At 67.8% G+C, this 7,561-nt stretch carries 5 protein-coding genes and 1 pseudogene; 2 read left to right on the forward strand and 4 right to left on the reverse strand.

Annotated features, from left to right (window positions below):
* Positions 1–550 (forward strand): GIY-YIG nuclease family protein (locus tag ACFFC4_RS21780; protein WP_375504790.1); only part of this gene is annotated, 550 nt, incomplete at its 5' end.
* A gap of 77 nt (positions 551–627) precedes the next feature.
* Entirely contained in the window at positions 628–1,344 is a 717-nt protein-coding gene (locus ACFFC4_RS21785) for a hypothetical protein (protein WP_375504792.1), read from the forward strand.
* 14 nt (positions 1,345–1,358) lie between these two features.
* Here the strand turns inward: ACFFC4_RS21785 and ACFFC4_RS21790 are convergent, their stop codons facing one another.
* From ACFFC4_RS21790 to ACFFC4_RS21805, 4 genes and pseudogenes are all read right to left on the reverse strand, one after another.
* Positions 1,359–3,368 carry an ATP-dependent helicase gene (locus ACFFC4_RS21790; protein WP_375504794.1) on the reverse strand — a complete coding sequence of 670 codons (2,010 nt, stop codon included), beginning with the start codon at positions 3,366–3,368 and terminating at the stop codon, positions 1,359–1,361.
* Positions 3,369–3,511: 143 nt separating this feature from the next.
* A pseudogene (locus tag ACFFC4_RS21795) lies at positions 3,512–3,871 on the reverse strand (RusA family crossover junction endodeoxyribonuclease); the annotation flags it as partial.
* 138 nt (positions 3,872–4,009) lie between these two features.
* A complete protein-coding gene (locus tag ACFFC4_RS21800) occupies positions 4,010–4,447 on the reverse strand; it encodes a hypothetical protein (protein ID WP_375504796.1) in 438 nt (145 codons plus the stop codon).
* Between the two features lie 899 nt (positions 4,448–5,346).
* A partial coding sequence (locus tag ACFFC4_RS21805; RefSeq protein ID WP_375504798.1) for an AAA family ATPase occupies positions 5,347–7,561 on the reverse strand: 2,215 nt, incomplete at its 5' end.

Consider the following 7,561-nt stretch of genomic DNA (forward strand, 5'->3'; position numbering starts at 1 on the left):
AACAACGCAGAACTGCACGCGAACGAGTTACACCACCCCGCGGGGCACAACCCGCACTTACGGCCTGTTCTGGGAGCGCAACGAGGTCCACTGGACCCCCGGCAGGGGACATAGGAGGCTACTTCTCGGCCGTCGCGGCAAGGTCAACCCCAAGCTACGGGTGGCAAATTTGTGGGATCAGCGGGGTCTGTACGTGCTGTACAGCAATACCGGCCCGTATTACGTAGGGATCGCCACGAGTCGAGGCTTGGGCGTGCGTCTGGCAGAGCATACGGATGACGACCACTGGCGGTACTGGGAGCGATTTTCATGGTTCGGCTGCTCACCAGTGTCCGACGTTCAGCAAGCCCTGAACAGCCCGGACCACGAAGCTGCCGGTAAGCGGGACCGCACACTGCCGGCAGACCACGCTGTTCGAGACATGGAGGCGCTTCTCATTCGCGCAATGGGTACGTGGAACCTCAACCGCATGAACTTCCAACGCGCCGAGGAGTGGACGCAGGTGTGGTCGGCCGAGTCTGACGACTACCTTGCCAAGGTCAGCAGCTGACGACACCCACACAGCCGGCCCGCACCGTTCCATCAACTGGTCGGTACGACAGCAACAACTGAAGGTGGTGGACATCCATGGCAGCCATGGTGGTCTTCTCTGACTCGGAGCCCAAGAAAAACGCCGGTCAGCTGGGCCTCAGTCAGCTTCCCACCGCTCAGATGAGCGAGTACCAGTTCCCAGCCGGCCCGGCGAGCCAGAAGATCGTGTACATCGCACATCCGCTCAGCGCCAAGACCCTCATTCCTTTTGCGCAGTTCAACGAAACAATCGTGAACGATAAGTTCAACGAGGCAGTGCGGATCATGCAGATGCTCGGCGCGTCGGAGATCGTCAGCCGGAGCGTGCAGAGCGACTCACGCGCTGCCGAGGTGACCGGCCGGTTCGGCAAGATCAGAGCGCAGTTCGGCGGCCAGCGGGGGCTCAACACTCAGACCAACTTCCACCACCGGGGAGCTGGCTCACCCCCAGAAGACCCCGCGCCGTTGAGGTGGCCCAGCGAGGCGGGCTTCGAAGCGGCACGTCTCGGCGTGCTCAAGAACCGCTCCACGATGGTGGCCATTGAGATCGACAGCTCGGCTGACTTCCAGGCCGAGTCCCAGGTCGCCGCAGGATTGAAGAAACTCGGGTTCAGCCTGGGCGTCGAGGTCAAGCGCACCCGAACGCACAGCTTCAAGATCACCGCGTACTTCCCTGGCACCGACGGCCCCACCTATGCGCCGGACAGCCACAGCTCCGACGAGCTGCCTGACGAGCCCAGCCCGAAACGCCTTCTCGGCAAGCGACGCGGCTGACCTAGTCGCGTCCATCAGCCGAAAAGGTGGTCGAGCGTCGGAATGGCAACGCGAGGCGTCTGTACCTGCACCGCCGGCACTACGCCTATGGCGGTGGGTTCCTCATGGGTGTCCAACGTGGCGAGCGCGTCCTCGGTCAGGAAGCGGCTGGCCTTGGCGTGGATCTGGCGGGCGCGGTAACCGTTCCAGTCGACAGGCATGCGGGTGGGTGCGTAGATCGTCAGGTTGTCGCGGGCCCGGGTGACCGCGACGTAGAAAAGCCGCTGTTCTTCCTCGAGGCCGTGGTCGTCGGACAACGCCATGTCGGAGGGGAACGCCCCGTCGACCGCCTGCAGCAGGTGCACCGATTCCCACTCCAACCCCTTGGCGGAGTGCACGGTCGACAGGGTCAGGTAGTCCTCGTCCTTGTGCGGGGTCTCGGCGTAGTCCGCGCTGGACGAGCCCGGGTCAAGGGTGAGCTCGGCGACGAACGCAGCGAGGTCGGCGCGGGTCGCGGCCGCCTCGGCGATGCGCTCGACGTCCTCCATCCGCGCGTGCCAGTTGGGATAGCGGACACGCAGCAGCGGGCGGACTGCGGCCAGGCAGGCAGCAGCGCGGTCGGTGGGCACCGTCGTGGTGCGGGCGGTGGTGAGCTGGGTGAGGGTGGAGGCCAGCGCGGTGCGGGCCTTGTCCGGCGCCGCGGCGATCACCTCGTTGGTGTCCGGCTCGTCGATCAGCAGCATCGGGGTGAGCGCGCGTGCGTTGGCCTTGCCGATGCCGCGGTGCAGGCACAACAGCCGGCACCAGGACAGTTCGTCGCGGGGGTTGGTGGTGACGCGCAGCGCGGCCACCAGGTCGCGGACGTGGGCGGTGTCCAGGAAGCGGATGCCGCCGAACTTCACGAAGGGGATGTTCCTCACCGCGAGTTCGACCTCCAGCGCCTTGCTGTGGCTGCCGGCCCGCATCAGCACGGCCTGCTCGCGCAGCGGCTGACCGTTCTGCTGGGCGTCCAACACGGCGTCGGCGACCATGCGGGCCTCCGTGTCCGCGTCGTCGCAGTGCACCAACACCGGTTTCGGCGCTCGGCCCGCGGCACGGTCTGCGGACAGCTGAAGCCGGGTGTCGCCCTCGCCCGGGCGAACGACGTTCGCCAAATCCAGGATGGGTTGCAGCGACCGGAAGTTGCGCTGTAGCCGCACCAGCGTCGCGGTGGGCAGCCGGTCGAGCAGGTCGGTGAGGTGCGCGCCGCTGGCGCCTCGGAATCCGTAGATTGCTTGCGCATCGTCGCCGACCACGGTCAGACCGGCCCCGTCGGGCCGCAGCCGGGTGACGATGTCGACTTGGGCGCGGTTGACGTCCTGGTATTCGTCTACCAGCACCCAGTCCCAGCGGCGGCGCAGCTTCGCACCGATCACCGGATCATCGAGCAGCTGGCCCCAGCACAGAAGCAGGTCGTCGAAGTCGAGCAGACCGCGTTCGCGCTTACGGGCCATGAAGGCTCGGAACAGGCTCACGATCTGATCGCTCTGGTGGGTGAAGTCGGGCAGTTCCTCAGCGAGGAGTTCGCGCGCCGGTCGGCCGGTGTTGACCGCGCGGGAGAACAGCTCGGCCAGCTTCGCGCTCGACGGGAACCGGGTGTCGGTGCCGGTCAACCCGTGCTCCTCGCGCAACAGATCCATCAACCCCACGACGTCCTCGGGATCGAGCAGGGTCACCGCCGACAGCCCGAGGGCGCCGGCGTACTCGCTGATCAGCCGATGCGCCACAGCGTGGAACGTGCCGCCCCAGACCCGTTGCCCGGCCCGCGGGTCACCGCACAGCGCCGCCGCCCGCGACGTCATCGCCGCGGCCGCCCGCCGGGTGAAGGTCAACAGCATCACGCGCTCCGGCTGCATGCCTGACTCCAACAACCGCGCCACCCGAGCTGTCAGCATGCGCGTCTTGCCCGTGCCGGCACCGGCCATCACCACCAGCGGGTCTTTGCCGTGCAGGACCGCTTCGAGCTGCGCCTCGTCGAGCCCATCGCTCCAGTCAGTATCGCCCACATGTTCGATCTTACGGCCTGGGCTGCACAAGGCTGGAAGCCTCGCCGACACCTACGATCTCCGGCATGGCCGGCGATGAAAGCGGGCCGTCGAAGCCCGATGGCAGGCGATTGCGCTCCGCCGGGCGATAGCGGTCGGCGTGGTCAGGACGCGGCGGTAACCGTGATGCGCGCGCCCGTCCAGGTGGCGGCGTACAGCTTCCGCGACTGCATCTGCACCACCCGGGCGTCATCCTCGAACGCACCGGCGGTGGTCAGCGCGTCCAGGGTCGATCGTTCCAGCTTGTCCAGGTCCAGGTCCGGGCGCCGGTCGGGGAGCACCCGGCTCCTGGGTGCCGACGTCGGGCGCGCGAGGAAGAAGTCGATCGTCACCGCGACCGGGCCATCCAGCCGCACCCAGCGCTCGCGCACGATGGCATCGCGCACAGCAGCGTCGACGGCATCTCGCCACGGGCGCACCGCCCGGCACGACTCGACCAGGACCGCCTTTCCATGGCGGTGGCCGACGTAACTTTTACTGCCCTGGGGAGCAGGCGTGCCACACGTTCACCACCAGGACCGGCGCGACGGTGGGCTTCGTGGCCATGGTGTTTGGCACGATGCTCATCAGACCCCGGCCGGCACGTCGCCAGCTATCAGCGCCTACAGGGTGCCGACGTACTCCTCGGTGGTGCCGCCTACGAGAACGGTGCGGGGCGCGGGAAGTAGCGACTCATCCGACTTCTCGAAGCCAAGGATCTTGCTTCGGCGGGCAATGACCTTCAGCACTACGTCCGCGGCGTGCCGGTCCCGCTCCAGCGCGGCCGGCCAGAACGCGGCCTGAAGGGCGTCCAGGCGGTCCAGCTCGAGTTGCAGGGCCTGGCGCCGGTGCTCAGGACCTTGCTCGACCGCGACCCGTTCGAGCCAAGCAGTGACAGCGAGTGCGGCCACCCGGCCGGAGGCGTAGCCGGTCTCGCGGGCGGTGTCCGTCCACGGCAGCCCGGACAGGTGCAGGCAATGGGCTTGCTCTGCACGATCCCGGGCAAGCACCTCAACCGCGTGCTGTGGGCCGTGGTCCTGCTCAACGACAGCCAGCTGCATACCTCTCATTGTTCCGGTGCGGTCACGTCGCACCGCCGGGTCAACTGCACCCGGGCGGCATGCTCAGCGCGCAATGCAGTTACCAGGCGATGCGCGTGGGCCCCGACTCGAGCAGCACCGTCTTCGTCACCACGGGCGCGGAGCTGCGCAGCACGGCGACGGCGGTAACCGGCAGCACTGTGCGCGGCACGTCGGGATCTACGTTCGCCCTCGTTCCAGAGGCGGGGCTGACCGCAGGCCGCTCGGTGCTGGCCAAGGTGGTCGTGCAGGCGCTGCACCGCATCGCCGTCGTAAAGCAGCAGCCGCATCCGACCGAAGCAGGTCTCGTGGGTCGGGCCAAGCCCATCGTGATCGCGCTCACCCAACCGGCGCACGGTGGCTGGCGAGACGCCCAGGGCGTCTGCCACCTCCACACACAGAAAGAGGCCACCAGGCAGCCGGCGTACGTGGGCCACAGTGGCCGGGATCGCGTTCATCATGATGGGCAAGATCGACGCTCCATCCCCCGGCAACTTGGCCGTCGGGTTGCGCGGCAACCGTTCACACCGAGGCGCGTGGTCACGCTCCAGCGCAATGGTCGCGGGCTGAGTCTGCGACTACGTGGTGGCGACAAGCCGCACCGACTCGAACCACTTCTGACCGACACGCCCGGCCGTCGCGCCGCGGGCGCCCGCACCGAACCGGTGACTCACGCAGGCGCTGAGCGAGGCCAGGGGGCAACGGGCCCAGGACCTCGTGACTGGAGCCGGTCAGCGATCCGTGCCGGGCAGCCTGCTCATGCTCAGCACAAAGCGGCCGCACGACCCAGAAGCTCACGTCACCATCGGTGTCGACACACTCTGCGAGACGGTCACCATTGCCCAGGTGGACCGCCCGGTAGATCAGCGCAGGCTCGGCAGTCACGTCGTCACCCCGGCGGTCGCCTTCGTGAAGCAGGTGATGCAGGTACCGCGCTCGTAGGCTTCGTCACTGTGAAGGCGGTCGTGTCCGCAGTCGCGGCAAACCCGCTTGGCCTCCGGGACATCGAGCGGCAGCGCCTGGGGTGCCGCGCCCCCTTCCTGCTCGCCACGGCGACCAGGAGGTGCTTCCGTAACTTCGGCTGGGGACTCGGGCTCGGTGATCGGGGCCCCGGCGCAGTCGGCGCACAGGGGGCTTCCGCCATCGCCGTACCGCGTGGTCGGCGCACCACATCGCGTGCAAAGACCAGAGTCAGGTGTCCATGCGGCGCGCGTGTGCACGTTGGCCGGCTCCTGCTGTGCTGGCAACGCGGACGAAGGTGCCGAAGACGCCAGCTTCTCGACGGTGGCGCCTACGGCACCTTGGGTGACATCTTCGGTGGGTAACCGCCAGATCCACGAGCCCCGGAAGCCGTCCTTGTGCTTCGTGATCTTGGCCCGAGCGCGTGCCCGCTGCAGGGTCCTCTTGGCGATGCCGTCCTCCTCCGCGGCGCCGATCGCATCAGCGGCGAGCCCTTCGCCACCCTGATCGGTGAGCCAGCGCACGAGCCAGTCGGCGGCCTCGGTGCGCTCGGACAGGTCGTCGTCGCCTGTGCGGGAGTCGCGCAGCACGTCCTCCACCGTGCGGGTCGAAGTGCCGGCGAAGGTGAAGGTGCCGACCTCGGTGCGGCCGCCGAGCACTTCAACCTCGACCGCGGTGATTTCGTAGGCCAGGGACGGCAAGTTGTCCCGGCCGAGGCTGTTCTTGACCTGGGTCATAACCCGGCCGTCATCATCTTGGGCGAAGCCGAACACGGAGCGGGGCACGTCCTTGAACGCCCCCGAACCGGAGATCAGTGAAGCAGCGTCCGTGCCGCTGGATTTGTTGAAGTGCGCGATACCGAGGAGCACGGTGCCCGTCCGGTCCGCCAGCCGGGCGAGCGGGTCGAGGGCTTCGCGTACTTCGCGGTTGCGGTGGGTGTCGATGCCCTCGCCGATCATGCTCATCAGCGGGTCGAGTACGACGAGGCCGACGTTGTTCGCGCGGATGACGCGCTCGAGCTCGGGCAGGTCCATCGGCAGGGACAGCATCAGTTCCTCGTCGCCCGACGTGGCGACGTCGACCCGCCCGACTTTGTCCAGGTCGGCTCGGACGGCAATGAGTCGCGGCACCATGGTGTATTTCCAGGAGTCCTCGACGGCGACGTACAGGACGCCCCTTGGCGTTCCGTACAGCGACCCCGGCAGCAGGCCCGTCGTGATCTGGGCGCTGAGCCAGATGCCGAAGCTGGACTTGCCGGTGCTCTCACGCCCGGCTGCCAGGCACAGTGCGCCGGCCGGGATTCGGCCCAGGCCGTCGGTGTCCCAGGCCCAGACGACCTTCTCGGGTTGAATCGAGCTGGCCCAGGTCACCTCCAACTTTCGGGCACGCGGTACGGCTGCCGTCTCGACAGGGAGTTCGAACGGGACCAGGTCTGCGACCCCGTAGCCGGCCAGGATGTGGTCCGTGCTGTCGTTGCCCACCTTGGCCTTCGTGATGGCCACGGTGGCGCGGCCCGCCAGGCTCGCGCGGACGTCGTTGGCGTATCGCTCGCCTGCTACATCGTCGTCAGCCACCACGGTGATGTTGCCGCCGTACAACGGCGTGCAGTCGACCTTCTTCCAGGCCCCTGCTCCGCCCGGGCTGGTGGTCGCGGTGACTCCCAGCATCTCCCAGCTGTGGACGTCCTGCTCACCCTCGACCACCAGGAAGTGTTCGCCCGCCGCCACTGCGGCGCGAACACGCTCCGCGCGGTAGAGCACCGAGGTGGACTTCGCGCCACTCTGGGTGAACGTCTTCTTGCCGGTCTTCGGGTCGTACCGCCGCCGCACCACTCGCCCATCGGCGTACGGCTCGTATTGGACGCCCCTCTTGTCATCGAAGAGGTCCGCCATGGTCATGCCCAGCGCCGCCACGACCGACTCCGGTGGGCACCCGGCACGGCAGATGATCAGCACCCGACCGAAGACCCTGGTGATCGTGAGCGAGGGTGTGGGGTCGTCGTGGGCCGGGCAGTGTGCTGTCACCTGCCCGTCGCGCACCGTTTTCAAGACCTGACCAGAAGCCTCGAGCTCGCGCAGGAAGGGGAGAGTCCCGCCGAGTGGTGTAAGTCGGGTTCCTGATCGTGGTGACCGGTGT

It is taken from the genome of uncultured Jatrophihabitans sp. (genome assembly GCF_964244045.1).
Lineage (GTDB): Bacteria > Actinomycetota > Actinomycetes > Mycobacteriales > Jatrophihabitantaceae > Jatrophihabitans.